General features: G+C 64.1%; 21 protein-coding genes and 1 pseudogene. All 22 read right to left on the bottom strand.

Going from position 1 to position 21,150, the window contains the following annotated elements; translation table 11 throughout:
* Positions 1–188: 188 nt before the first annotated feature.
* The 22 genes and pseudogenes from ACK8CP_RS18460 to trxC all read right to left on the bottom strand — a co-directional run bounded on the left by ACK8CP_RS18460 (position 189) and on the right by trxC (position 21,103).
* On the bottom strand, positions 189–1,370 hold the full coding sequence (locus tag ACK8CP_RS18460) for a Fic family protein (protein WP_414832780.1): 1,182 nt from the start codon (positions 1,368–1,370) through the stop codon (positions 189–191).
* Positions 1,371–1,536: 166 nt separating this feature from the next.
* A complete protein-coding gene (locus ACK8CP_RS18455) occupies positions 1,537–3,246 on the bottom strand; it encodes a recombinase family protein (protein WP_414832779.1) in 1,710 nt (569 codons plus the stop codon).
* 29 nt (positions 3,247–3,275) lie between these two features.
* A complete protein-coding gene (locus ACK8CP_RS18450) occupies positions 3,276–3,503 on the bottom strand; it encodes a hypothetical protein (protein ID WP_414832778.1) in 228 nt (75 codons plus the stop codon).
* 102 nt (positions 3,504–3,605) lie between these two features.
* Complete coding sequence (locus tag ACK8CP_RS18445; protein WP_414832777.1) at positions 3,606–4,520, bottom strand: nucleotidyl transferase AbiEii/AbiGii toxin family protein; 915 nt, start codon at positions 4,518–4,520, stop codon at positions 3,606–3,608.
* Positions 4,513–5,391, bottom strand: a complete 879-nt coding sequence (locus ACK8CP_RS18440; RefSeq protein ID WP_185926903.1) for a type IV toxin-antitoxin system AbiEi family antitoxin domain-containing protein — start codon at positions 5,389–5,391, stop codon at positions 4,513–4,515. The genes ACK8CP_RS18445 and ACK8CP_RS18440 overlap by 8 nt, the downstream gene beginning before the upstream one ends.
* Positions 5,392–5,468: 77 nt before the next feature.
* Positions 5,469–5,768: a hypothetical protein gene (locus tag ACK8CP_RS18435; RefSeq protein ID WP_142849567.1), complete on the bottom strand. Its 300-nt coding sequence runs from the start codon at positions 5,766–5,768 to the stop codon at positions 5,469–5,471.
* The gene (locus ACK8CP_RS18430) at positions 5,765–6,082 is read right to left on the bottom strand and encodes a DUF736 domain-containing protein (RefSeq protein WP_414832776.1); all 318 of its coding nucleotides are present in this window, start codon (positions 6,080–6,082) and stop codon (positions 5,765–5,767) included. Before ACK8CP_RS18430 ends, ACK8CP_RS18435 begins: the two co-directional genes overlap by 4 nt.
* A 3-nt stretch (positions 6,083–6,085) precedes the next feature.
* The gene (locus tag ACK8CP_RS18425; protein ID WP_185926900.1) at positions 6,086–6,409 is read right to left on the bottom strand and encodes a DUF2274 domain-containing protein; all 324 of its coding nucleotides are present in this window, start codon (positions 6,407–6,409) and stop codon (positions 6,086–6,088) included.
* A 38-nt stretch (positions 6,410–6,447) separates the two neighbouring features.
* The gene (locus ACK8CP_RS18420; RefSeq protein WP_414832775.1) at positions 6,448–7,668 is read right to left on the bottom strand and encodes a TrbI/VirB10 family protein; all 1,221 of its coding nucleotides are present in this window, start codon (positions 7,666–7,668) and stop codon (positions 6,448–6,450) included.
* A gap of 11 nt (positions 7,669–7,679) precedes the next feature.
* Entirely contained in the window at positions 7,680–8,681 is a 1,002-nt protein-coding gene (trbG, locus tag ACK8CP_RS18415) for a P-type conjugative transfer protein TrbG (protein ID WP_414832774.1), read from the bottom strand.
* Entirely contained in the window at positions 8,678–9,397 is a 720-nt protein-coding gene (gene trbF / locus ACK8CP_RS18410; RefSeq protein ID WP_414832773.1) for a conjugal transfer protein TrbF, read from the bottom strand. The genes trbG and trbF overlap by 4 nt, the downstream gene beginning before the upstream one ends.
* 3 nt (positions 9,398–9,400) lie before the next feature.
* Complete coding sequence (gene trbL / locus ACK8CP_RS18405) at positions 9,401–10,744, bottom strand: P-type conjugative transfer protein TrbL (RefSeq protein WP_185926898.1); 1,344 nt, start codon at positions 10,742–10,744, stop codon at positions 9,401–9,403.
* A gap of 21 nt (positions 10,745–10,765) precedes the next feature.
* The gene (gene trbJ, locus ACK8CP_RS18400; protein WP_142849562.1) at positions 10,766–11,479 is read right to left on the bottom strand and encodes a P-type conjugative transfer protein TrbJ; all 714 of its coding nucleotides are present in this window, start codon (positions 11,477–11,479) and stop codon (positions 10,766–10,768) included.
* On the bottom strand, positions 11,476–14,001 hold the full coding sequence (gene trbE / locus ACK8CP_RS18395) for a conjugal transfer protein TrbE (protein WP_414832772.1): 2,526 nt from the start codon (positions 13,999–14,001) through the stop codon (positions 11,476–11,478). Before trbE ends, trbJ begins: the two co-directional genes overlap by 4 nt.
* The gene (locus tag ACK8CP_RS18390) at positions 13,995–14,264 is read right to left on the bottom strand and encodes a VirB3 family type IV secretion system protein (protein WP_185926896.1); all 270 of its coding nucleotides are present in this window, start codon (positions 14,262–14,264) and stop codon (positions 13,995–13,997) included. Before ACK8CP_RS18390 ends, trbE begins: the two co-directional genes overlap by 7 nt.
* Complete coding sequence (locus ACK8CP_RS18385; RefSeq protein WP_085126703.1) at positions 14,264–14,572, bottom strand: TrbC/VirB2 family protein; 309 nt, start codon at positions 14,570–14,572, stop codon at positions 14,264–14,266. The genes ACK8CP_RS18390 and ACK8CP_RS18385 overlap by 1 nt, the downstream gene beginning before the upstream one ends.
* Positions 14,573–14,583: 11 nt before the next feature.
* The gene (trbB, locus tag ACK8CP_RS18380; RefSeq protein WP_414832771.1) at positions 14,584–15,549 is read right to left on the bottom strand and encodes a P-type conjugative transfer ATPase TrbB; all 966 of its coding nucleotides are present in this window, start codon (positions 15,547–15,549) and stop codon (positions 14,584–14,586) included.
* On the bottom strand, positions 15,546–15,947 hold the full coding sequence (locus ACK8CP_RS18375) for a CopG family transcriptional regulator (RefSeq protein WP_414832770.1): 402 nt from the start codon (positions 15,945–15,947) through the stop codon (positions 15,546–15,548). Before ACK8CP_RS18375 ends, trbB begins: the two co-directional genes overlap by 4 nt.
* A 117-nt stretch (positions 15,948–16,064) precedes the next feature.
* Complete coding sequence (locus ACK8CP_RS18370) at positions 16,065–18,101, bottom strand: conjugal transfer protein TraG (protein ID WP_414832769.1); 2,037 nt, start codon at positions 18,099–18,101, stop codon at positions 16,065–16,067.
* Between the two features lie 794 nt (positions 18,102–18,895).
* Positions 18,896–19,129: pseudogene (locus ACK8CP_RS18365) on the bottom strand (transposase); the annotation flags it as partial.
* A gap of 366 nt (positions 19,130–19,495) precedes the next feature.
* Positions 19,496–20,632 carry a cation:proton antiporter gene (locus ACK8CP_RS18360; RefSeq protein ID WP_414832768.1) on the bottom strand — a complete coding sequence of 379 codons (1,137 nt, stop codon included), beginning with the start codon at positions 20,630–20,632 and terminating at the stop codon, positions 19,496–19,498.
* Positions 20,633–20,680: 48 nt separating this feature from the next.
* Positions 20,681–21,103, bottom strand: a complete 423-nt coding sequence (gene trxC, locus ACK8CP_RS18355) for a thioredoxin TrxC (RefSeq protein ID WP_414832767.1) — start codon at positions 21,101–21,103, stop codon at positions 20,681–20,683.
* Positions 21,104–21,150 lie beyond the last annotated feature (47 nt).

Here is a 21,150-nt window from a genome sequence, read left to right as displayed (position 1 = left end):
ACCGGCGAGCGAGATGGGGCCGACAGGCCGTCGGGCGTGTCGACCCCCCGCTCCCGACCGCACGGCCCCTCTTCCCGCGAGCGGAATTGTCGCAGACACGCCCGTCGCGCGCCCAGACTTCGCCTGCAAGCTCCTCACCCGAAGCCGGTGTTGCGCTGGGCGGCCGCGAGCTTTTGCGGCAAAACCGTTCAACTGCCGGCGGGCAAGGGATCCGTTCCCTCGCTGAGGATGGCGAGATAACGCTCGTAGCTGAACACCCGCCCCCGCTTGCGCCCGGTGATTTCCGCGACGATGCCCATCTTCTCCAGTTCGGCCAGGGCCGCATTGACTGTCGGCGCCGACAGGCCGGTTTTCGCAACGAGCTGGTTGGAGCTCATGAACGGGTTCTGCTGAAAGAGCTCGTGGATGCGCAACGCCGAGCTGGCGCGGTCGCTTTCGTTCGTGATTCGCTCGCGGTCTTCCTTGAAGAGGTCGACGATCCGGGTGGCCGCCTCGAAAGCCTGGTTCGCCGTTTCGGCCACGCCCGCGAGGAAGAAGTCGAGCCAGGCCTCCCAGGCGCCATGCTCGCGCACCTCCTGAAGCAGGCGGTAATAGTCGGCCCGATGGGTCTTCAGGTAGAGGCTGAGATAGAGCAGCGGTTTGCGCAGCACCCCGTTGACGCAAAGATACAGCGTCACCAAAAGGCGGCCGATGCGGCCGTTGCCGTCGAGAAACGGGTGGATCGTCTCGAACTGGACATGCAGCAGCCCGGCCTTGATCAGGGCCGGCAGGCGCGATTCGTCTTCGTGGATGAAGCGCTCCAGCGCGTCGAGGCAGGCATCGAGTTCGGCGACGGGCGGCGGCACGTAGAGCGCGTTCCCGGGGCGCGAGCCTCCGATCCAGTTCTGCGAGCGGCGGAATTCGCCCGGGTCTTTCGTGCCGCCGCGGCCGCTTTTCAAAAGCCGGCCATGCATCTCGCGGATGAGGCGCAACGACAAGGGAAACTCGGCGAGCCGTTCCAGCCCGTACATCATCGCATCGACGTAGTTCGAGACTTCCCGGATGTCGTCGATCGGGTCTCCCGCCCGAGCTTCGGTCTCGAAGCGCAGGAGATCGCTCAGCGTGGATTGCGTCCCCTCGATCTGCGACGAGAGCACCGCCTCCTTGCGCACATACATATAGAGAAAGAGCTCCTGGCGCGGCAGCAGCATGGTGATGCCGTCCAAACGCCCGAGCGCGCGCTCGGCGAGACTCAGGCGATCGAGAAGAGCCAGGACGTCGATCTGCGGCGTCGGCGGCAGAGGCGGTGGAACGAAGGCGCGGACGTTTTCGCCGCCGACAGGCGTTGCGACATATCGGCCGAGGCGCAAATCAGGGTCGGAATCGGTCATGGCGCATCCTGGCAGCGCAAGCTTATTTAAGCAATCCAGTCTTCACTTAAATACCGCATATGCCAGCGTAAGCAGCCTTAAATAGCCTCGTCGCTCCCGCCCTGTCGCGACAGCCGGAGAGAGGCCGGGGCCCGAGTGGGGGTTGTGGCGCTCTGTCGCCGGGAAATTAGGGCAGCCCCGGAACGCACAAAAGCCCCGCTTGTTGGGGCGGGGCTTTGAGGGGATGTATGATTTGGTTGCGGGGGCCCGCAACGTCTTGTGTTATAACTTGGGGTCTGTTGCGGCTTTTGCGCCCGGAAACGATGTCGAGGATGTTCATCGCCTCGCCGCGTAAGGTGGCGTTGACCTCGCCGCGCTTGTCGCCGGGCTCAAGCATCACTTCGTCGACCAGCGCACGGAACGCCTCGGCGGCCTGATCGCGCAGTTCGGGATCGGCCAGAGCCTCGCTCAACTGCGTCACCTTGGCCTTGTAGATTTCGGCGATGTTGGGGTGGATGTCCGGGACATCCTCGGGCGCCTGTTCCATGCGCGCCAGGACATCCGCCTTCTGGCGTTCCAGTTCCTCCATCCGATCCTTCATGGCCGGCTGATACATGCCGTCCTCAATCGCTGCCATGATGCCAGCGATACCGCGTTCGATCTTCTCCAGCGCCTTACGGTCAAGCTCCACCTGCGCCCGGCGTTCACGGTTCTGACTGTTCAGCGCTTCGGCATAGGCGCGCACGGCCTTGGCGACCCGCTCGGCCGAAACCAGCCGTTCGGTAAGGCCGGACAGAATACGCTGCTCGATGTCATCGCGACGGATGGTATGGCCGTTGTCGCAGGTACCCCGCCGATAACGATTGAGACAGCCATAGCGGTCACGGGTGATGATGCCGTAATTGCCGCCGCAGCAGCCGCATTTGAGTAGGCCGGAGAACAGAAAGGCGGGGCGGCGCAGCTCGTTGACGTGCTTGGCACGATAAGCGCGCACGCCTTTGGTGACATTCTCGAACTGCCTGGAAATCTCCTCCTGCCGCCGCCGCGCCGCCTGCCACAGGTCTTCGTCGACGATGCGCAGTTCCTGCACCTCGGTCCTGATCCATTCGGACTCCGGGTTGACGCGCGAGACGCGCTTTCCCGTCGCCGGGTTCTTGATGTAGCGGAGCCGGTTCCAGACCAGCACACCGGCATAGAGCTCGTTGTTGACGATGCCGGTGCCCCGGCAGACATGGCCGCGAATGGTGGTGTCTCCCCAAGCCTTGCCATTGGGACCGGGAATACCGTCGCGGTTGAGATCGGCGGCGATGGCCTTGGGGCTCTTGCCGGCGGCGAATTCGCGAAAGATGCGGCGGACGATCTCGGCCTCGGCCTCGTTGATCTTCCGTTCGCCGCGCACCTGCTCACCATCGCCGTTGAGACGTTTCACGACGTCATAGCCATAGCAGAGGCCGCCGCCCGCCTTTCCCTTTTCGACGCGGCCCCGCAGACCACGGTGGGTCTTGGCGGCAAGGTCTTTCAGGAACAGGGCGTTCATGGTGCCCTTGAGACCGACATGGAGCTCGGAGATTTCGCCCTCGGCAAGCGTCACGAGCGTCACGCCGGCAAACTTGAAATGCTTGTAGAGAATGGCGACATCGGCCTGGTCGCGGCTGATGCGGTCCAGCGCCTCTGCCAGCACGGTGTCGAACTTGCCCGCCTGCGCGTCCTGCAAGAGCGCCTGGATACCCGGCCGCAAGGTGACGCTCGCGCCCGAAATGGCGGCGTCCTTGTAGGCGCCCACCACTTTCCACTTCTCCCGCGCCGCCTGGTCCCGGCAAATGCGGAACTGATCCTCGATGGAGGAAACGCTCTGATTGTCCGAGGAATAGCGGGCGTATAGCGCAACGCGGGTCATAAGACTTTCCTTTCTCTCAAGGGCGGATTTCACCCGTCCGGTTCCCGCCCCTCTTCCTTTGGCCGGTTGTCGTTGGCCGCCCGCTTCCGCCGCTCCTGCTCCCAGGCCCTGATGTGTTCGCGGGCGATATGGCGACCGATGGCCCGCGCGATGGTGTCCAGGTGCCGCTCCGCTTCTTGCGCCGCCCGTTGCTCGGTGCCGTTGTCGTTCGCCGGGGGCGGGATGAGCGCGGCCGCCTGGTCCTCCTTTTCCGTCATGGGTCGAACCTTTCCAGTATTGATGCATACTGGATAAGGATCGCGCAAAAGCAGCCGAGTTCTTATGGCCGTTATATACCCTGGTCTTCTCCCACGCCTCCTTTAGGCAAACAGCGCCTTCAACATTTCTCCCTGCTCGGCATGCTTGGCTGGATTTTCTGCCTTGAGCCTGCGCAAGTTGAGAAGCTTCCACTGGATGGCGGGGAGCCGTTCGCCCTGGGGCAGGTCGATGAGAGCGAAATCCGGTTCGGCGTTGTGAAGCGACATCAAGAATGCCGCTGCGTTGTCGGTCAGACGCCTTCGGACATCCGTGATCAGGCGCGTTCGCGCCGTTTCGAGATCGGACAGCGCGATCTCTTCCCGCGTCATCCCAACGAATTCCTCAGTGTACAGTTCTTCTATCGGGATAGCCGGTGGCGCCAGCAGTTCGTGCGGCGGACGGCCGGACGCGCAGACATAGACCAGAAAGACCCGGAACAAATCGTCCGTCAGCCCCTCATTCTCATAGAGCAGGTGGACATCGTAGAGATCGCGCGGGTGCTGGCGGTCGAGGGCGGCATGCAGCTTGCCGGCAAAGAGGTCCTCGAAGGCGAGCACCGGCATCTCGGCGAAGCCAAAGGCCTCCTCCACCGCGTCCGAAACCCTCATCGGCACCGGCGACAGCACCGTTCCGCGCATGACAGGCGAGGTCTCGATCTTCACACTCGCCGCACCGCGAGAGGCCATGATGCGGGTTTCCAGGTTCCCGCCGCCAGCGATGCGCTGGAGCCGCACATCCCTGTTGCTGCGGCCGAATGAGTCCATGATCCGGTCGAGCGTGGCATCGATTTGCTGAAGAGAGACGGCGCGATCCTCGATCGGCGCATAGGTCAGATCGATATCGACCGACAGACGCGGCATGTCCCGGTAGAAGAGATTGATGGCCGAACCGCCTTTGAGCGCAAAGACCTCCTCAGCCGCAATGGCCGGCAGGAGGCGCATCAGCAAGCGGACCTGCTCGACATAGCGTTCACGCATGGCTCGCGTCCTCGTCCCCATCCGCAGGCAGAAGCGTCTCGGGCACATAGATCCGGTAGACCGGGTGCAGTTTTCCGCCCTTCACCAGCGCGCGCGGGCCGGATCCGAAATCGATGGCGCTCTTGTCAAGATGCTTCACCCAGGCATGGGCATGCCGGTCGGCGAACACGAAGAACAGGCGCTTAACCTTGATGCTTCGGCAAGCGCGCAGCAGGGTCATCAGGCGCTTGGGACGCAGGTTCGTCAGCCCCTGAAAGATCATGTCCAGATTGTCGAAGGTCGCGTGGGCTGGCAGTTCGTCGAGCGCTTCGAGGATGGCGCGCTCGGGGGACGAAACCTTGAGCGGCCAGCGCCAGGGGCTCACGGTCGGGCCATGTCCCGCCCCCACCCCCGGCGCGCTCTCGAATTGGTGCTCGGCATTCTCGACGCCGGCAAGGTCGTCACCGAACAGGACGCGCGAGCGAACGACGAACTGTGCCTTGCCCGGAAGGCGGGCCAGCCAGGAGGGAACTTCGCCATAGAGATAGACACGCTCCCCGCCGCCAAGCGGCAGATAGTGAGCGAGCCCATGGAAGCCGAGCGCGCTCAAGCCACCCAGATGGACGTCATGTTCCATGATCCATTGGATCGACAGCAGCGGGAGCTGCCAGTCGGTCTCCGGTCGGACAAGCGGGCGCCCTGCCTGATCGGTATGAGGCAGCGGCCGGCGGTAGACCCCGCGTGCCACCCGCTCCAGCCAGCCCCGCTCGGCGTAATCGTGGATGGACTTGGGATCGATGCCGAAGCGCTTCAGCCATGCGGCGTCGACCAGGAAGCCGGGAGGAACGCGCTCCAGAAAGGGCTTCAGCCTTGGTGTTCTTTGATGGCTCATAACCATCAAATTCTCATATTTTGAAAATATGCGCAACTTTCATTTCCTATATATCCCTTTTTGATGGTCCATAACCATCAAAAAATGGAGACTTCAAAATTCTCTATGCCATTGCCGTCCGGGACGGGCGCACCGGCAGGAACGACCACGGACGCACCCCTTTTCGAGAGCCCGGCAGGACGATGATACGAATCCTCGGCACATACGCTTATGGTCCGAGGATTCGTAACAATCTCCCCTGCAGGAAGGCTCGCCTTGCCTTCCGCGACATCCACACGACCGCGAAGGGCGCGACTTCCGAATTCATGGGCAAAAGCCATCGCCGTCTGAAGTCTTTTGCGAACGATTTCGGAATAGAGCAAATCGGAGCAGTTCATCCCTCCCGCCGCCTGTTCCAGACGAGCTGCGCCCGGTCCCCCTCCTCGGAGGGGAACAGGGCGGCGGTGAAGGGTTCGGGAAGGCTCGGGTCGTCGAGACGGAGGCGGAGATAGTATTTCGGGTGATCACCCGTTGTCCGGGCATCCCAGGCGTCACCGATGCGGGCGTTGCCGACAAGGACTCGGAATGCCGGGGCGTTGTCATGGGTACGGTCGTCATTGGGGACGAGCCGGACTTTGGCGTCGATGGTGAGCGTGCGGATGGAACCGGTCCAGCCCCCGTCATTGGACAAAGTGAAGGTGCCGATTTGCATAGGTTACTCCTGGAATTGCGATGCGGATGAGACAGCGGGCGACGCCGCTTCGCTATCGCCCGCGCGGGGTGAGCGGGCGCGCCGCGCCGGTTGGTCGATGTTCGTCTCGGGCAACCCCTCCTTGCGCGCCTTGGCGAAGGCGCGGTCGCTGTCGAGGAAGGCCTCCAGCATGAAGGGAATGAGCTCGGCGACGGACTCGGCCTCGCCATAGGTGGCGCGGTAGAGGATCGCATAATCCCGTAGCGCCTGGTTCAGGTCCGCGCCGACGGTGATGGTGATCTTCGCCGGCGTGCGGTCGGGCAGTTTTCCGAGTTTCAGATTGGCCATGATCGATCCTCCTTTGCTAAAGCTTCGGTGGACAGGTTTCAGCCCTGGTAGCGGCGCAATACGAGATCCCTGTGAACGATGATCCTGAGCGGCCAGCCGGGACGGACGGTGATGGTCGGCTGGATGTTCAGGTTCTTCTCGGTGATGCGCTGGCCGGCGCGGTTGACATTCTGCTGGGTGGACTCGCGTATCGCCCGGACCAGGTCGCTCTCGTTACTGCCGAGGCTCAGCTCCGTGCCGACGCCGAGCAGGGTGGCAAGCGCGATGCCCTTGATGAGCCGCCAGGTGTGGTAGTCGACCTCGTCCTCGAGCCCGGCATAGCCGGCGGTGTCGGTGGCGGGCAGATTGTCGATCTCGATGGAGGAGCCGTCGGGCAGGATGATGCGCTGCCAGACAAGCAGCGCACGGGACTGGCCGAAGGCAATCACGCTGTCATAGGTGCCGATCAGGCGCGAGCCCTGTGGTATCAGCAGCGTGCGGCCGGTCACCGTGTCGTAGACGTTCTGGGTGACCTGGGCGACGACGAGGCCCGGCAGGTCGGAATTGATGCCCGTGATCAGGCTCGCGGCGATCACACTGCCGGCCATCACCTGATGGGGCGAGACCGGGGTCTGTAGCGCGTGCGGATTGTAGATGCCGCCGGTATCGCGCTGATTCAGGAAGTCGAGCTTGCGCTGCTGGTTGTTCTGGTCGCGTTCGGGATCGAGCGCCAGGCGGTTGGCATCGGGCGAACCGGTCTCCGTCGCTGCCATTTGCTGGGACTGGCCCGTCACTGCCGGCGCGTCCTGCCGCGGCCGGTTCTCGATACGGAAGAAGACGCCGGCCTCCTTCGCCTGGATGGCCTGCTGGGCGAGGCGCTGCTCCTCGGCGGACAATTCCGATCCTCCCGGCGCGATGCCGAGCTGCCGCTGGCGTTCGAGGATCGGCCGGCCGAGATCGCCGGGCAGCGGCGGCCCGAGCTGCGGTGTCTCCGGCTTGACCTGGCTGTAATCGCCGGGCAACGCGGCAAGGCCGTCCGGGGTCGGTTTGCGTTCGGTGTTGTAGAGCTCCTCGGCCTGGTCCTGGATTCGCAGGGCCGGGCCTTGCAGCGCCATCATGGTCACGCCGAGGATGGCGCCGGAGCCGAGCGCGGCCACGCCGATGACAAGGCCGCGCCTGAAGCGTACGACGCGGCGGGGCGCGGCGCGCAGGTCCAGCTTGCCGGGATCGCGCTTGGACGAACCGGCAGGTTTTGGCGTGGGTGCGGCGGGATCCGTCATGGCCTCTCCCCCTACCGGTCCGTGCGCGAAAACAACGCGGTGCGCCGTGGCGTCCCGTCGGTCCGGGAAATCCGAACCACCTGCTGCGGCTTGGCGCCGAGGCGCAGTTCGGCGGCAGCGAAGAGGCGGTCGACGATGTAGTAGTTGCCGCGCATGCGGTAGTTGACGAGCTGGTTGCCGCCGTCGGCGCCCACCACGAAGAGCGGCGGCGCCTCGCCCTGATCGATCCGGCGGGGGAACTCGATATAGACCTTGTGGCCATCGTCGAAGGCGCGCAGGGGCTTCCAAGGCGGGTTGTCGCCGGTGATGGCGTAACGGAAGCGGATGTTTTCGAGCGCGATGTTGGACGCCACCGGCAGCGCTGTCTCGGCCGCCGCGTTCTGCCGGCGCAGGGCGAGAAGCTGATCGGATGGATAGGTCCAGGAGATCGCCGCCATGGCGGTCCTCTCGGTGCTTTCAAGCTGGAGGTGATAGGCGCGGCGGTCGGTGGTGATGACGAGATTGGTTTTGAGGCCCGGCGCAAAGGGCTTGACCAGCACATGGGTACGCTCCGAATTGCCTGTGCCGCTCAGCGTGTCGCCGATCACCCAGCGCACCGTGTCGCCGGCGGAGACGGAGGTGAGCTTTTCGCCGGGCTGCAAGGCAATGTCGCTGACGCGCTCGGGCGCCGCATAGAGACGGTAGAGCGCCCCTTCCGTATAGGGATAGACCTGGATGGCGTTGACATAGCCGTGCTTGGTCGGCTCCTGGGTCGCCGCCTTGTTGGCGTCCTCGACCCGCTCGGTCGGCGGGCGCTTGTCCTCGGTCACCTCGCCGGGCTCCGGCAGAAGCTGGCCCGGCAATGGCAGGACCTTCGGCACCTCGACGATCTTCACCGGCCTGGCCGGTTCCCTGTCGATGACGGCCGGCTTGAAGTCGTCGGAGTCGTAGCTGATCGTTGGCGGCAAAGGCTTTGTGGCGCAGGCGGACAAGGCCAGCGCCGACACGGTGATGACGAACATGTTCTTCTTCATTGAGAGGGCTCCTTGGGCGATTGCGGCGCGGTGGCGTCGAGTTCGCGCGACCAGTCGATGGCGTTGACGAAGACGCCGAGGGGGTTCTTGCGGAGCTGCTCGGCGGTGCGCGGGGTCTGGATCACGACCGTCAGGATCGCGGTCCAGCGCTCGGTGCGGGCCAGGCTACCGCGCTCGAAGACCTGCTCGGTCCACTTGACCTGGAAGGAGGCGTCAGAGGCCCGCACAACGCTCGTCACCTGAACCGAGACGCTGCGGGTGCCGATCGCGCTGAAGGGATCGTTCTTCTTAGCGTGGTCGTTCAGGAACAGCGCGGCGCGGTCGGTGGCGAAATCGTAGGCGGACAGCCAGTTCTGGCGCACCAGCACCGGATCGGTGGACACCGAACGGACGTTGGTGATGAAGCGGGCGAGGTGCCAGGCGATCTGGGCGTCGGCCGGCTGGTAGTTCTGGATCGCCGGCGCGACGGCGCGCGCCTCGCCGAACTTGTCGACCTCGACCACATAGGGCGCGACGCGGCTTTGCAGCGACTGCCAGAGCAAGCCGCCGGAAAGACCGACGGAAAGCGCCAGGCAGCCGAAGGCCATGACCCGCCAGTTTCTTGCCTGGATACGGGACGCGCCGATGCGCTCGTCCCAGAGCTGGGCGGCCCTCTGATAGGGAGTGACGGGCTCCGGCGTCGTGCCGTATCGTTGAATCGGTCGTCGGAAGAACATGGGTCAGTCGTCCTTGTCATTGAGGGAGGGATTGGCGCCGTTGCCGGGCCGGTCACCGTCCTTGATGGCTTGGGTGGCGGTCTGCCGATGCGCACGCGCCGCCTGTTCGGAGCGCAGGCGGTTCGCCCAATCCGGCGGGGAACTGGAGGGGATGCCCGCCGATGCGGCGCTTGCCTCCGACATGGAGGCGGTCGGCGTGCCGCCGGTGGCCGTCCAGGCGCCACGGCGTCCGGCATCGGCGCTTTCTTTCAGAGAGGAAGAGGCGCGACCCGCGACTTGGCGCGCGGCGTTTGTGGCGGCTCCGCCGGCAGCGCGCGCCATGCCACCAACACCGGCCGCGGCGCCTGCCATGCCGGACGTCCCGGAGGTCGCCTGTCCCAGTTGGTAGGCGGAAGAAGCGGCAGACCCCATCGCCGTGCCCGCGCGGATGGCGGCTAGACCGCCGCCAGCGGCCATGCGCGCCCCGGCAAGCGCCGCGCCACCGGCGAGCATGGTCGCGCCCACCGCAGCACCAGTTGCGCCGAGGGCGGCGCCGGCGCCGAGCTGCGGTGCTCCGGATACAAGACCCGAAGCGATGCCGGGGCCGAAGATGCCGAGACCGAGCAGCGCCAGAGCGCCCAGCACCTGCGACATGGCGGCGGCAAGGTCCGGTTCCTGGCCCTGAAGGCCGTTGGTGAAGGAAGCGAACAGCGTCGAGCCGATGCCGACGATGACGGCGAGCACCATCACCTTGATGCCGGAGGAAATCACGTTGCCGAGAACCCGTTCGGCGAGGAACGACGTCTTGTTCCAGAGCGCGAAGGGCACCAGGACGAAGCCGGCGAGCGTCGTCAGTTTGAACTCGAGCACGGTGATGAAGAGCTGGATCGCCAGAATGAAGAAGGCGATGAGGACCAGGAACCAGGCCAGCAGCAGGACGAAGACGGTGAGTGCGTTGCCGAAGATTTCCGGAAAGCCGACGAGATTGCCGACCTGATCGATGAGCGGATACGCCGCCTCATAACCGGTGGCGGCGATCTTGCCAGGTTTGAGCAGATCGTCGGCGGCGAGCGTGCCGGGCGCGGCCTGGATGCCGAGACCGGAGAAGGACCTGTAGATGATCTCGGCAAGGTTCTGGAAGTTGTTGAGGATCAGCGCGAAGACGCCGACATAGAGCACCTTCCGGATCAGGCGCCCGATGATGTTGTCCTCGCCGCCCAGAGCCCAGAACAGGCCTGCCAGCGTAATGTCGATGCCGATCAGGATGGTGGTGAGGAAGGCGACGTCACCCGACAAGAGTCCGAAGCCGCTGTCGATGTAGCGGCTGAAGGTCTCCATGAACCGGTCGATGATGCCGAGATCATTCATCGCGCGTCGCCTCCCTGCCGGTCAGTTCCCGGAATAGGCGGAGCCGGAACCGAGGAACCTGCGCGTGGTCTCGCGCGCCGCTTCCTCCGCCTGCGCCTTGCGCGCGGCGTCTTCTGCCTCGGCGCGGTAATGGGCGGCCATCAGCGTCTGGATCTGCATCTGCTGCTTGGCCGAAAGCGCAATGAGCTGATTCGCGGCCTGCTGCGCCTGCAGCGCCCCGACGGCGCCATGGCTCCGATTGACGAGATCGGTGAGTAGCCCTTCGTCGACGCGCACGTTCTCGACGATCTGCGATTGCACCCGCATGGTTTGGCGGAAAGCGTTCATGGCACTCTGCCAGCGCTCGCGCGCGGCAGTGGCGATATCGCTGGTGCTGACCGTGGCATCGTACGAGCTTGGATATTGCTGCCGCCACTGGCCTTCGAGCTGCGTCAGGTCGAAGCTGAGGCCGTCGACCTGCATCATCAGCCCGTCGATACGGTTCAGCGCCCCCTGGAGTTGTCCGAGCGAGGAGAAATCCAGCCGCTGAAGGTTCTTTGCCATGTTCTGCAACATGACCGCCTGGTTCTGGAGCTGCTGGATCTGATTGTTGATCTGCTCCAGCGCACGCGCCGCCTGCAGGACATTCTGACCGTAGTTGGTGGCATCGAAGACCGGCCAGGCGGCATGGCCCACCTGTGGCGTAGCGATGGCAAGAGATGCGGCGAGGAGCGCCGCGAGAGACGTGCGTTTCATGGTGTTGGCTCCTGTATTTGGGGAGAGAACGGGCCGAGGATGTCGGCGGCCCAATCGAGGCCGCGGGCTCTCAGAAACTCGACGGCGAAGGCCTCCCTGCCGTGCTCGGCCAGGATTGTGTCGATGAGGGTCTGGGAGGACGGATCGGAGGCGCCGCAGAGCGCCAGTGCCACGGGGCCGAGGCCCAGCTCGAACAGCCGGTTGCCGCGGCGCGATTGCAGGTAGTAGTGCCGTTTTGGCGTTGCCTGCGCGATCAGTTCGATCTGCCGATCGTTGAGGCCGAAGCGCTCATAGGCCGTGCGCGCCTGGGGTTCGATGGCCCGGTCGTTGGGAAGAAAAATGCGCTGCGGGCAGCTCTCGATGATGGCGGGCGCGATGGAGCTGTCGGCCACGTCCGCCAGCGACTGCGTCGCGAAGATCACCGACACGTTCTTCTTGCGCAGGACCTTCAGCCATTCGCGGATGCGGGCGGCGAAGAGCGGATTGTCGAGATAGACCCAGGCCTCGTCGAGAATGAGCAGCGTCGGCCGCCCGTCGAACCTCTCCTCCAGACGGTGGAAGAGGTAGGTCAGCACCGGCAGGACGACGCCGGCCTCATGCATCAGTTCCTCGGTCTCGAAGCATTGAACGTCGGACAGCGCCAACCGGTCCTCGGCAGCGTCGAGCAGCCGGCCGAAGGGGCCATCGAGCGTATAGGGCTGGAGCGCGGCCTTGAGGGCGTTCGCCTGGACGAGGACGGACAGGCCGGTGAGCGTGCGCTCCTCGGCCGGCGCGGTGGCGAGGTTGCACAGCGCCGACCAGACGGCCTCCTTCACTTCCGGGGTAACGGTGACATGCTCATGAGCGAGCAGCGCGCCGATCCATTCAGCCGCCCAGCTTCGCGTCGCCGGATCGTCGATGTCGCGGAGCGGCTGGAAGGCGAGCGCGTTCGTGATGTCATCAGGGGCCGCACCCAGCGCATGATGCTCCCCACCCATGGCCAGCACGGCTGCGCGCGCCGAATTGCCCTTGTCGAAGATGGTGACCTGAGAGCCGGCATAGCGCCGGAATTGCAGTGCGATCAGCGACAAGAGCACCGACTTGCCTGCGCTGGTCGGGCCGACGATCAGCATGTGGCCGACATCGCCCACATGGGTGGAGAGGCGGAACGGTGTGGAGCCGCTGGTTTCCGCATGGAGTAGCGGCGGACATTCTGTCTGAGTGACTTTGGCGAGATGGGCGTTGCGCGCCGGTCCGGCCCACACCGCCGAGAGCGGCATGAGATGGGCGAGGTTCAGGGTGTGGACGAGCGGCTGCCGGACATTGGCGTAGACATGGCCCGGCAGTGAACCGAGCCAGGCTTCGACGGCATTCACCGTTTCCCGAATGCAGGTGAAGCCGAGGCCGTTGACGATGCGCTCGACGGCGCGGACCTTTTCCTCCGCGGTATCCCGGTCCTCGTCCCAGACGGTGATGGTCGTCGTCAGATAACCGAAACCGACACGATCACTGCCGAGCGCCTGCAAAGCGGCGTCTGCATCGAGCGCCTTGTTGTCGGCGTCGCTATCGACCAGTACAGCAGGCTCGTTGGTCAGCACCTCGCGCAGGATCGCTGTGATCGACTTGCGCTTGGCGAACCACTGCCGGCGCAGGCGGGTGAGCACCTTCGTCGCCGCCATCTTATCGAGCGGGATGAAGCGCGTGCCCCAGCGATAGGCAAAGTCCTGATGGTTCAGTGCGTCGAGGATGCCGGGGCGGGTCGCGTTCGGAAAGCCGAGGATCGTCAGCGTCCGCAAGTGCCGGTCGCCGAGCATCGGCTCCAGGCCGCCGGTCAAGGGCGTATCGACCAGCACGCCATCAAGATACATCGGCGTTTCGGGCACGGCGACGGGATGGCGCTTTGTCGAAATGACCCCGTGCAGAAAGGTCAGCGTCTCGGCATCGTCGAGCGCGCGGATCTCCGGCAGGAAGCCGCTGAGCAAATCCAGCACCCGCTCGGTCTCGTCCCGGAACCGGGCCAGTTCCTGCCGCCAGTTGCGGCCGCCGCCGTCCCCTTCCCCCTTCCGGTCGGAATCCAGCAGCGCATTCTCGGTGCGCGCCTGCGCGTCGGGCGGCGGCATGTAGAGAAGTGTGAGGTGATAGCGGCTTTCGAAATGCCGGCCCTGCCCGTTCGCCGGGTCATCGCTCCACCGGGGCGATGACTGATCCGGCTCACCTTCAAAGGCCGCGCGGCGTTCCTCATCGACGAGCCATGAGGCCGCGTCCGGGAAGTTGGACCGCGGATAATCCTGCGCCTCAAGCCGCTCCGCCTCGAAGAACAGCGCCCAGCCGGAGCCAAGGCGCTTCAGCGCATTGTTGGCCCGTGCGCCGAGCCCGACCAGTTCGGCGTCCGTCGCGCTTTCGAGATCGGGGCCGCGAAAGCGGAAGCTGCGCTGGAAACTGCCGTCCTTGTTGAGGACGATGCCGGGCGCGACTAGCGCCGCCCAGGGCAGCAGATCGGCAAGCCGGTCGGCCCGGTTGCGGTATTCGGCCAAGCTCAGCATCGCCACCCCCCCTTCTGTCGGAGGTGGCGGGCAAGCACGGACAGGAAGTCCGGATCGCGCCGGGCCGCAAAAACGCTGAGCGTATGCCCGGCGACGAACAGGCCGAGCCCGGCGATCCACTGCTGGAGACCGAGGCCGATGGCGGCCGCCAGCGTGCCGTTGAGGATGGCGACGGCGCGCGGCGCGCCGCCGAGCAGGATCGGCTCGGTCAGCGCGCGATGGACCGGGATTTCGAAGCCCTCGATGTGGCGAGCAGCATCCATCAGACGAGCGCCCCGCCGCCGAAGGAGAAGAAGGAGAGGAAGAAGCTCGACGCCGCGAAGGCGATGCTGAGGCCGAAGACGATCTGGATCAGCCGCCGGAAGCCGCCCGAGGTCTCGCCGAATGCGAGCGTCAGGCCGGTGATTATGATGATGATCACCGCGACGATCTTGGCCACCGGCCCCTGAACCGATTCCAGGATGCGCTGGAGCGGTTCTTCCCACGGCATGCCGGAGCCCGCCGCATAGGCCGGGGCCGTGAGCAGAAACGTGAGGGCGGTAGCCGACAGAAATCGGAGCTTTTTGCGCATGAGATGTCCTTTCACGAGAGCGATTGCAGTTGGGGCCTGGAAAGCGTGGTCACCGCGTAATCGCCGTTGGCGTCGAGGCCGGTGACTTCGGCGATGGTCTCGATGTGTCGGGATGAGCCGCGCCCGGCGATGAACACCACGAGATCGATCGCCTCGGCGATCAGGCGGCGCGGGATGACGGTGACGCTCTCCTGCACCAATTGCTCGATGCGGTAGAGAGCGGCATGGGCGGAATTGGCATGCACGGTGGCGATGCCACCCGGATGGCCGGTGTTCCAGGCCTTGAGCATGTCGAGCGCCTCGGCGCCCCGCACCTCGCCGACGATGATCCGGTCGGGGCGCAGGCGCAGGGTCGAGCGAACGAGATCGGCCAGAGATACGACACCCCGCCGCGTGCGCAGCGCCACGCAATCGGCCGCCGCGCATTGCAGCTCGCGCGTATCCTCGATGAGGATGACCCGTTCGTCGCAATTGGCGATCTCGGCCAGCAGTGCATTGGCGAGTGTGGTCTTGCCCGAGGAGGTGCCGCCGGCGACCAGGATGTTTATCCGCTCCCGCACCGCCTGCCTGAGGGCTTCGGCCTGGATCGGGACCATGATCTGGGCACGGACGTAGTCGGCTAGGGTGAAGATCTTCGCGGCGGGCTTGCGGATGGCGAAGCACGGCGCCAATGCGATCGGGGGCAGCACGCCCTCGAAGCGCTCTCCCGATGGCAGCTCGGCGCTGACAATTGGATTGTCCGCATGCACCTCGGCGCGGACATGGGAGGCGACCAGGCGAATGATCCGTTCGGTTTCGGAGGGGTGGACGCGGAGACCCGCATCGCTCCGCCCATCACCAAGCCGGTCGATCCAGAGCCTGCCGTCGGGGTTGACCATCACCTCGATGACGGCGGGGTCGGAAAGGGCCTCGGCAATTGCCGGCCCCATCGCCGTCTTCAGCATGGCGCGGCGGCGCTCCTCGGCAGTCGGGCTCATGGCTTGTTCTCCCCGCCCCCGGGACCGAGCGAGCGCTTGCCGCCGGCGATCTGACGGCCCACCTGCTCGACGAATTTCTGGTAACGCTCCTGCGCGACCGCCTGCGCCGCCTTGTCCGGGATCGGCGTGTGCGCGTTGAAGGTGAGATAGAGCCGCACGAAGAAGGCGAGGCTCTCGGTCAGGACATCGATGTCGCGCCGGATGAGGTTGTTCTCGCGTGTCAGCCGGTCGAGGCGGATCCTCAACGCCTCATCGAGCGCATGGGCGCCGCGGTGACGGATGTAATGGCGGATCGCGTCGGTGATGATGGCCGACTTGGAGGCGCCGGGCTTGGCCGCCAGCGCTTCGAGCTCGGCGCTCGTCTCCTCGTCGATGTAGATGTTGTGGCGCGGCTTCATGCAGTCTTGCCCTAACGGTCTTTGAGAAAGTCAGGACAAGGATCGCCGGATGCGCCGGAATCTCTTACGGCCTTTATGTACGACGGAATGCGATCACATGCGGATGCTTGCGCTGGATCAGAACCCTTCGAGGATATCTTTCTCCGGCCCCATCGCTTCGTTGACGCCATAGACGCGCGCCGGCTTCGACAGCCGATCCAGGGCGCGCTTGTCGGCGACGACATCCGACTCGTCCGCATCGAGCCCCGGAAGATCCGGCTGCCCCGGCTCGACGGGCTTCGCGATCTGTTCCTCCGCCATGCCCGGATGGCGCTGCTGCTGAAGCCCGCCTTCCTCGCCAAGGGAACCCCGCCTGGTGCCGTCCTCGTCGGATGGCATTAGGCGGTCGTCGGTACCGCGCACCTGGCCGCTCCAGTCGTCGGGGCGCGGTGCCGGTTTGTCCTCGTAGCCGCCTTCGGAAAGCTGTGGGGCCGGCAGAACACGCTGCGTGAAGTTGCGATCTTCGTAATAGCGCAGCTTCTTCGCCCGGATCGGCGGCAGGCCGGAGACCAGCACCAGTTCATCCGCGGACGGCAATTGCATCACCTCGCCGGGCGTCAGCAGCGGCCGCGCGGTCTCCTGCCGGCTGACCATAACGTGGCTCAGCCACGGCGCTAGGCGGTGGCCGGCATAGTTGCGCTGCGCCCTGAGTTCCGTCGCCGTGCCAAGAGCGTCGGAGATGCGTTTCGCCGTCCGCTCGTCGTTGGAGGAAAAGGCGATGCGCACATGGCAATTGTCGAGGATGGCGTTGTTCTCGCCATACGCCTTGGATATCTGATTGAGCGACTGCGCAATGAGGTAGGCACGGATGCCATACCCGGCCATGAAGGCCAGCGCCGTTTCGAAGAAATCAAGCCGCCCCAGCGCCGGAAACTCGTCGAGCATCATTATGAGCTGATGCCTGCGGGTCTTCTTCGGGTCTCCTTCCAGCCGCTCGGTCAACCGCCGCCCGATCTGGTTCAACACCAGTCGCACCAACGGCTTGGTGCGCGAGATGTCGGATGGCGGGATGACGAGATAGAGCGAGACCGGATGTTCGGCATCCATGAGATCGGCGATGCGCCAGTCGCAGGCCGAGGTCGTCGCCGCGACGGTCGGGTCGCGATAGAGTCCGAGGAAGGACATGGCGGTGGAGAGCACACCCGAGCGCTCGTTCTCCGACTTGTTCAGCACCTCACGCGCGGCCGAAGCCACGACCGGATGGACTCTCGGGTTCTCCGGCGTGCCGAGATGGTTGGTCGCCATCATCCGCCGCAGCGTCGCCGCGAAGGACCGGCGCGGATCGGACAGGAAGGTGGCGACTCGCGCCAGCGTCTTCTCCTCCTCGGCATAAAGCACGTGCAGGATGGCGCCGACCAGCAAGGCGTGACTGGTCTTTTCCCAATGGTTCCGGCGCTCGAGCGCACCCTCGGGGTCGACCAGTATATCGGCGATGTTCTGGACGTCGCGCACCTCGTCCGGCCCCTTGCGCACCTCCAGCAACGGATTGTAGCGGGCCGACCGCAGGTCGGTCGGGTTGAATAGCAGGCAATGCGAAAATTTCGCGCGCCAGCCAGCGGTCAACTGCCAGTTTTCGCCCTTGATGTCGTGGATGACGGCCGAGCCGGTCCAGGTGAGAAGGGTCGGGACGACGAGGCCGACGCCCTTGCCCGAGCGCGTCGGCGCGAAGGCCATAACATGCTCCGGTCCATCATGGCGCAGATACTGGTCGGCGAACCTACCGAGGAACACGCCTGCCGGACGGAACAGGCCGGCCTTGCGGATCTCGCGCGGCAAGGCCCAGCGCGAGGAGCCATAGGTCGTTACAAGCCTGCTCTGCCGCGCCCGCCAGAGGGAACCGGCGATCGCGGCGGCGCACCCTATGAAGCCGCTGGCGGCGGCCAGCATCCCGGCCTTGTCGAATACCTCCGGCGCATAGGCCTCGTAGAAATACCACCACTCGAACAGCTTCCACGGCTGATAGACCGGCCAGCCGAACAGGACGAACCAGGGGCTGCCAAGCTGCGCCTGATAGCCCAACATGTCGGCGCACCACTGCGTCGCCGCACATACGCCGAGGATGACGATGGCGAAGACGACGGCGATCTGGCCGATCAGGAGCTTGGTGGGGGTCATGGGCGTCGTTCCGCTGCTTGAGACAAACGGAACGATAATCGAGCGATGCGACAGAAGCGCTTATGGTCTTTATATACGATGGAATGCGATCGACGTTCTCCGATCAGGACAACCACTTGGCATAATGAGTCGCCTGCCAAACGAAGTATGCCGCCGAGGCCATGTGCACAACTCCCACAATAGGATCGACGGAGGAAGACCCCGCCACTACGACCCGAAAGAGCAGCAGCGTGCAGGCCATGTGGAAATGCCGAAAGACGGTTCTAAGACATAGGCCCCTACAAGAACGACATCGGACAATTAAGTGGCTATGTTGGTACCCTCCGCGCCAACGGCAATGCCGGCATCGGCCTTTCTTCGAACCGACAGCAGGACAGCACCCTTGCTGCTCGACGGCGCCATGCGCGGTCGTGCGTTTCCGACCAAGTCGAACAGGTCCTGGGACCGACGCTCAGGCCCGGCGAAACTATCGTCATGGACCTGTCTGGACGCCCCCGTTGATGCAAGAAGAATCTTTTCGAAGAGTTCGGAGCGTAGTCGGGTGCTGACATGTGTCCGGCCTCTGTTGCGGCTATCACACGCTGCGGGCCCGTATGGGGATTTCGCGGATTGGGCCAATACAATCTGGCGCGCTCGAGGTGCGCATCCATGATCTGGTTTTCCCGATCCCGTCTTATTGACCGTGGCGCCTTACTCTCCGTTCGACCTTCTCACACTTTCGCAGCCCGCTAGAGGAGCGGACTAACCTGCTACGACCGGCGTTCGATAGGTTCCGCTTTTAGAGCAGAATTCGTTCATGCTGCATCGTATCCGGCGGCGGCGATGTAATTGGCACATTCGTGCACTGTGAAGGTTGGGATCAGGCTGCCGATCCTGTCCCACAGGCCGTCGATGGTGCGCTCGGCTGCCTTCCTGAGCATTGCCTTGAGCTTCGAGAAGTCCGGGCTGTAGGGCGGAAGAAACAGCAACGGCGCTCCCGCTGTTTCGATCATCTGGCGAGTCCGCGGACCCTTATGGCTGGACAGATTGATGGGGTGGACGCCCCCTCAACCTGTCCAGCCATAAGCGGGCCGCCGTGCGCCGGGCCATCGAACGGGCCGGCCTCCAAATGCACCTTTTCCAGGACTACAACTCCGACTTAAATCCAGTAGAAATAGCCTTCTCCACGCTAAAAGCATTCCCATAAAGAAGCATGCGCCGCGGCTCGTCAATGAGCTTTGGGACACTATTGCTCACGGCATCGACGCCATCTTTCTCGTCTACGTCTCCACTACCTCGCTGCTGCCGATTATGACTGGTGAGTGATCGAAAAATGCTTAGGTAAGAACGTTGCATCAAGATTCAACCGGTTCGCTCATTCAGCCGGGTCTAGTTGTTTTGGTCCCGCTAAACCTTTAGCCCGCCCATCTGACCATGACACTCCCGGCCAGCATGCTCATGCCAATCGCGAGGAGTAAAGGACCAGCGAATTCCTCTGCAACAATGCTTGAGGTCGAGGAAACCGACAGCAGCATCAGGCTGAATTCTCCTCCGTGGGCCAGGATGATCCCAGTGCGCCATGAGGTCTGAAGCGACTCGCCGAAAAGTCGGGCGACGACCAAAACAATCAGCGTCTTGCCCGCGAATATGATCGCGAGCCAGATCAGCACGACAGGCCATGCAGATGGAATGATCCAAAGTGGCAATTGCGTTCCGATGCCGACAAAGAAAATCCCGACAAACAAATCGCGGAAGGGCCTAATCTCGTTCTCGACAGCATGGCGCGCATCACCCTCGCCAATAATCATGCCGGCCGCGAATGCAGCGAGTGCCGGAGAAAGACCGGCGGAGGCCGCGACAATCGCAGACCCTAGTGCAATGGTGAGCGCGAGGAGCTGGGCAAGTTCCGGATCGCCACGCGACGCTACCCAACGGGCAAGCACCTGCAACGGGCCACGGGCAATGAACAGAGCTGCAACCAATGCCATTGCACTGGCGACGACCGTTATCACGCCATACCCTTCGGCGGCTCCACTCATCGAATCGTGCAGAAGCAGGAATGCGACAGCTGCCAAGTCTTGAAACAGAAGCACTGCAATGGCCAGACGTCCTTGGGCCGATCCCAGAGCGTTCGCGCTTGCGAGCACCTTGAGGCACATGGCTGTGGATGACATGGCAACGGCCCCGCCGATGAGGATTGCGGGGACGGGCGCGAGATCGAAGATCAGACTCGCTACCAACGACACCGTTATCGTTGTGACTGCGACCTGCACGGCTCCAAGACCGAAGACATGCTTCCTGAGCGTTACGAGCTTCTCGAACGAGAATTCCAGGCCAAGAGCGAACAGCAGGAGTACAACTCCGATCTCGCCAATGCTGCTCAGGGCAGCGTTCTCGGCAATCAGGCCGAGGCCGGCAGGTCCGATGACTATGCCGGAAAGAATGTAACCGACAATGCTGGGCACGCCGATCCGTGAACATATCGTCACGAGCACGAACGCGGCAAAGACCAACAAGGCCGCACTTTCGACAAATCCGGTCACGCCATGCATGTTCTTCTCCTGATGGCATGGCGCAGGTAAGGCCAATACCTGTAAACTCTAGACGTGCGAGCGCGCCCACTGCGCTATCTGCGCGGTAGGCATTGCACCGCTCGTTCTCGCAATTTCCTTCCCGCTACTGAACAGGATCATGGTGGGAATGCCGCGGATCCCGTGGCGGCCGGCGGTCTTCTGTTCGGCTTCCGTATCGAGCTTACCAAGGCGGAAATTTGGTTCGAGCGACTGCGCCGCCGCCTCGAATTGGGGCGCCATCATCTTGCATGGCCCGCACCACTCGGCCCAGAAATCGACCAGCAATGGCAGTTCGGCATTCGCATGACGGTCAAAATTAGCCGCTGTAAGCGTGACGGGCCTGCCTTGAAAGAGAGGCGCGCCGCAGCGTCCGCAATTGGGATTATCGGTCAGGCGCTCTTGCGGCACTCTGTTGGTGGAATTGCACTGCGGGCAAGCGACCGTGGGCATCCTGTATCCTTTCGTTGACGAGCCGGTCTTGGCGGCCCGGCTGATGC

Source organism: Afifella sp. YEN Y35, assembly GCF_047553465.1.
Taxonomy (GTDB): domain Bacteria; phylum Pseudomonadota; class Alphaproteobacteria; order Rhizobiales; family Afifellaceae; genus Afifella; species Afifella aestuarii.
This window is presented reverse-complemented; position numbering and strand designations above follow the sequence as displayed.

Excerpts from the sequence above, each read along its gene's own strand:
- trbE (WP_414832772.1), bottom strand. The coding sequence starts at position 14,001 with ATGCTGAGCTTGGCCGAATACCGCAACCGGGCCGACCGGCTTGCCGAT.
- ACK8CP_RS18430 (WP_414832776.1), bottom strand. The coding sequence starts at position 6,082 with ATGCAAATCGGCACCTTCACTTTGTCCAATGACGGGGGCTGGACCGGT.
- trbL (WP_185926898.1), bottom strand. The coding sequence starts at position 10,744 with ATGAATGATCTCGGCATCATCGACCGGTTCATGGAGACCTTCAGCCGC.
- ACK8CP_RS18445 (WP_414832777.1), bottom strand. The coding sequence starts at position 4,520 with ATGCGTGAACGCTATGTCGAGCAGGTCCGCTTGCTGATGCGCCTCCTG.
- trbG (WP_414832774.1), bottom strand. The coding sequence starts at position 8,681 with ATGAAGAAGAACATGTTCGTCATCACCGTGTCGGCGCTGGCCTTGTCC.
- ACK8CP_RS18435 (WP_142849567.1), bottom strand. The coding sequence starts at position 5,768 with ATGAACTGCTCCGATTTGCTCTATTCCGAAATCGTTCGCAAAAGACTT.
- trbJ (WP_142849562.1), bottom strand. The coding sequence starts at position 11,479 with ATGAAACGCACGTCTCTCGCGGCGCTCCTCGCCGCATCTCTTGCCATC.
- ACK8CP_RS18385 (WP_085126703.1), bottom strand. The coding sequence starts at position 14,572 with ATGCGCAAAAAGCTCCGATTTCTGTCGGCTACCGCCCTCACGTTTCTG.
- ACK8CP_RS18455 (WP_414832779.1), bottom strand. The coding sequence starts at position 3,246 with ATGACCCGCGTTGCGCTATACGCCCGCTATTCCTCGGACAATCAGAGC.
- ACK8CP_RS18360 (WP_414832768.1), bottom strand. The coding sequence starts at position 20,632 with ATGCATGGCGTGACCGGATTTGTCGAAAGTGCGGCCTTGTTGGTCTTT.
- ACK8CP_RS18390 (WP_185926896.1), bottom strand. The coding sequence starts at position 14,264 with ATGGATGCTGCTCGCCACATCGAGGGCTTCGAAATCCCGGTCCATCGC.
- ACK8CP_RS18375 (WP_414832770.1), bottom strand. The coding sequence starts at position 15,947 with ATGAAGCCGCGCCACAACATCTACATCGACGAGGAGACGAGCGCCGAG.
- ACK8CP_RS18460 (WP_414832780.1), bottom strand. The coding sequence starts at position 1,370 with ATGACCGATTCCGACCCTGATTTGCGCCTCGGCCGATATGTCGCAACG.
- ACK8CP_RS18425 (WP_185926900.1), bottom strand. The coding sequence starts at position 6,409 with ATGGCCAATCTGAAACTCGGAAAACTGCCCGACCGCACGCCGGCGAAG.
- ACK8CP_RS18440 (WP_185926903.1), bottom strand. The coding sequence starts at position 5,391 with ATGAGCCATCAAAGAACACCAAGGCTGAAGCCCTTTCTGGAGCGCGTT.
- trbB (WP_414832771.1), bottom strand. The coding sequence starts at position 15,549 with ATGAGCCCGACTGCCGAGGAGCGCCGCCGCGCCATGCTGAAGACGGCG.
- trbF (WP_414832773.1), bottom strand. The coding sequence starts at position 9,397 with ATGTTCTTCCGACGACCGATTCAACGATACGGCACGACGCCGGAGCCC.
- ACK8CP_RS18370 (WP_414832769.1), bottom strand. The coding sequence starts at position 18,101 with ATGACCCCCACCAAGCTCCTGATCGGCCAGATCGCCGTCGTCTTCGCC.
- ACK8CP_RS18420 (WP_414832775.1), bottom strand. The coding sequence starts at position 7,668 with ATGACGGATCCCGCCGCACCCACGCCAAAACCTGCCGGTTCGTCCAAG.
- ACK8CP_RS18450 (WP_414832778.1), bottom strand. The coding sequence starts at position 3,503 with ATGACGGAAAAGGAGGACCAGGCGGCCGCGCTCATCCCGCCCCCGGCG.
- trxC (WP_414832767.1), bottom strand. The coding sequence starts at position 21,103 with ATGCCCACGGTCGCTTGCCCGCAGTGCAATTCCACCAACAGAGTGCCG.